Source organism: Actinomyces sp. MRS3W (assembly GCF_032465695.1).
Classification (GTDB): domain Bacteria; phylum Actinomycetota; class Actinomycetes; order Actinomycetales; family Actinomycetaceae; genus Actinomyces.
Genome location: NZ_JAWDJJ010000054.1, coordinates 1 through 3018 on the forward strand (window position 1 = coordinate 1; position 3018 = coordinate 3018).

Here is a 3018-nt window from a genome sequence, read left to right on the forward strand (position 1 = left end):
CAGCCCACCCTGTTCTGAGCTAGTCCGCGCCGGGATGATACGGCGTCGGGATGGCTCCGGTCAGATCGCTTGGCGGTGCATCGACGAGTTGGAAGAGACGATGCATGGGGCGGCGTCGTCGGGAGATCGGAACGGTCATGCGCAGGCTGAGGGAGGGGGTGCGAGTACCCCCGACAGTAGGGCTCCTTTCGACGCTGTCGAGTGCGACGAAGTCGACCGATAATTGACGCTATGAGTACACAACGTCCTGTTACCGTCCTGCTCGGCGCCGGAGCCATCGGCACCGCCATCGCCCGTCGCGTCACCAACGGGGGTCACATCGTCGTCGCCGACCTGCGGCTCGAGAACGCGCAGAAGGTTCGCGAGCAACTGCTCGACGCCGGCTACAGCGCCGAAGCGACGACGACCGACCTGGCCGACCCCGCCTCCATCCGTGCCCTGGCGCAGCACGCCGCCTCGCTCGGGCCGGTCACCCGCGTGATCCTCGCCGGCGGAGTCTCGCCGTCGCAGGCCGACATCCCCACCATCCTGCGGGTGGACCTGTACGGCTTCGCCGTGGCGCTGGAGGAGTTCGGCAAGATCATCGCGGCCGGCGGCTCCGGCGTCGTTATCTCCAGCCAGTCCGGCTACCGCATGCCCGCGCTCACCCGCGAGCAGGATGCGCTGCTGGCCACCACGCCCGTGGACGAGCTGCTGAGCCTGCCGCTGCTCGCCGACGGCTCCGTCACCTCCACTCTGCACGCCTACCAGATGTCCAAGCGGGCCAACGGACTGCGCGTGCGGGCGAATGCCGTCACCTGGGGTGAGCGCGGCGCCCGCATCAACGCCATCAGCCCCGGCATCGTCATCACGCCACTGGCGCGCGACGAGCTCGAGGGCCCGCGCGGCGCCGGGTACCGCAAGCAGCTCGAGCTTTCCCCGGCCGGACGCGCGGGCACACCCGACGAGATCGCGGCGCTGGCCGGGTTCCTTATGGGGCCCGAGGCCGGTTACATCAACGGCACCGACGTGCTGGCCGACGGCGGGGTGACCGCCTCCTGGTACTACGGCCCGCTGTCCGCGGGCGGGGCGAACTAACCGCGTTCCGAATCGGGTCGGCCGGTCTCGGTACGTCATTTGTGTCGGTCTCAGTACGTTATTAGTGCCGGTTTCGGTGAGGGGCGGGGAAAGCGCGCAGGCGGCTGGGCGCTGTAAGCTGCCACGGTGCGCGTCGTCATTGCCTCCTGCTCCGTGGACTACTCCGGCCGCCTGGACGCCCACCTGCCCCGGGCCACCCGCCTCATCATGGTCAAGGCCGACGGCTCGGTCCTGGTTCATTCCGACGGCGGCTCCTACAAGCCGCTGAACTGGATGAGCCCGCCGGCCCGGCTCGTGGAGAGCGCCCCTAACGCGGAGGACGCCGAGGTCGGCGTCACCGCCCGCTGGGAGGTGACCGCCGCCAAGAGCGACGACCGCCTGGTCATCCGTCTGTTCGACATCGTCTCGGACACGAGCGTCGAGCTCGGCGTCGATCCCGGGCTGACCAAGGACGGGGTCGAGGCGCATCTGCAGGAGCTGCTCGCCGAGCAGATCGAGGTGCTCGGCCCCGGTTACCGGCTGGTGCGCCGCGAGTACCCGACCCCGATCGGCCCGGTCGACATCATGGCCAAGGACGCCGACGGTGCCTCGGTCGCCGTCGAGATCAAACGCGTCGGCGGTATCGACGGCGTTGAGCAGCTCACCCGCTACCTGGACATGCTCGACCGCGACCCCCTGCTCACCCCGGTGCGCGGCATCTTCGCCGCCCAGCAGATCAAGCCGCAGGCGCGGGTGCTTGCCGAGGACCGCGGCATCCGCTGCGTGGTGCTCGACTACGACGCCATGCGCGGCCTGGACGACCCCTCCTCCCGACTGTTCTGACAGCCCCTCGCGCCCCGTCGGCGCGGGGCCGGCCCGCATCGCGGCGGGTGCGCCGTCCCCTCGCCTGTACCGCACCTGCCCCGGTCCGCTTAGCATCTGACCATGCCCTCTGACCCCTCCACCGCCCCGCGCGCAATGTCCTACCTGCGCATCCTCGCCCAGGGGCTGGCCCCCGCCACCAGCGCCCCGGACGTCGTCGAGGCGGTGCGCCGTCAGCTGGCCATGCAGGGACAGCAGGTATCCGCTATTCCGCACGCCCTCATCCTCCGTGCCGACGGTGCCCGGCGCGCCGACGTCGAGGCCGCCTTCGCCGCCGGCCGCCTGGTGCGTTCCTGGCCCATGCGCGGCACCGTCCACATCACCACCGCCGCCGATCACCACTGGCTGCGGGTCGCCCTCATGCACCGCACGGATGCGTGGACGCGTCGCAGCGAGGAGTACCTGGGACTGACCGAGGCGGTGCTGTCCCGCGCAGCCGACATCGCCCTTGACGCCATCGCCGCGGGAGGGCCTCGGAGCCGGGCCGCGCTGGTGGAGGCCTGGGAGCGGGAGGGTCTGATGACCTCCACCGACTCGGATGCGGCTTCTTTCCTGCGGGTTCTTCTCGTGCGGCTGCAGCGCGAGGGCATTCTCGTGCAGGGGCCCAGATATGGCAACGAGCACCTCGTCGTCGACGCCCGCAACCTGCCCGGGGCGCAGACCGGGCCGGGCGGAAGCGACGGCGGCGCGCACGGCACCGGCGGACACCGCGCCGCCCTGGCGGAGATCGCCCGCCGCTATGCCACCAGCCACGGCCCCATTGACGCGACCGACCTGTCCCGCTGGACCACCCTGCCGGTCAGCGAGTGCGCCAGGGCACTCGAAGACGCCGTCGAGACCACTAATGCCGCCGACTACCGGGTCGACCCCGCGGCCGCCCGCGTGCCACTGGCACGGGCCCGGGCCGAGGGCGGGCTGCGCGGCACGGTGACGCTTCTGGACGGCCCGCCAACGCGGGCGAACCGGGGCCGGGTGCTCTACCTGCGCGCCGACCTGCCCGAGCTGCTAGAGGCCCATGCGCGCGCCGCCGCGAGGACCCTGTTCCTGCCGTCCTTCGACGAACTGCACGTGGGCTACAAG

Annotated in this window: 3 protein-coding genes; all 3 read left to right on the top strand. The window is 71.2% G+C overall.

Features of this window, described 5'->3' with window-relative positions:
• Positions 1-231 precede the first annotated feature (231 nt).
• Positions 232-1077 (top strand): SDR family oxidoreductase, encoded by an 846-nt coding sequence (locus tag RWX45_RS01540; RefSeq protein WP_316022030.1) that lies wholly within the window; start codon positions 232-234, stop codon positions 1075-1077.
• Between the two features lie 126 nt (positions 1078-1203).
• Complete coding sequence (nucS, locus tag RWX45_RS01545; protein WP_316022031.1) at positions 1204-1899, top strand: endonuclease NucS; 696 nt, start codon at positions 1204-1206, stop codon at positions 1897-1899.
• A 102-nt stretch (positions 1900-2001) separates the two neighbouring features.
• Positions 2002-3018: DNA glycosylase AlkZ-like family protein (locus tag RWX45_RS01550; RefSeq protein WP_316022032.1), on the top strand; the 1017-nt coding region annotated here is incomplete at its 3' end.

Excerpts from the sequence above, each read along its gene's own strand:
- RWX45_RS01540 (WP_316022030.1), top strand. The coding sequence starts at position 232 with ATGAGTACACAACGTCCTGTTACCGTCCTGCTCGGCGCCGGAGCCATC.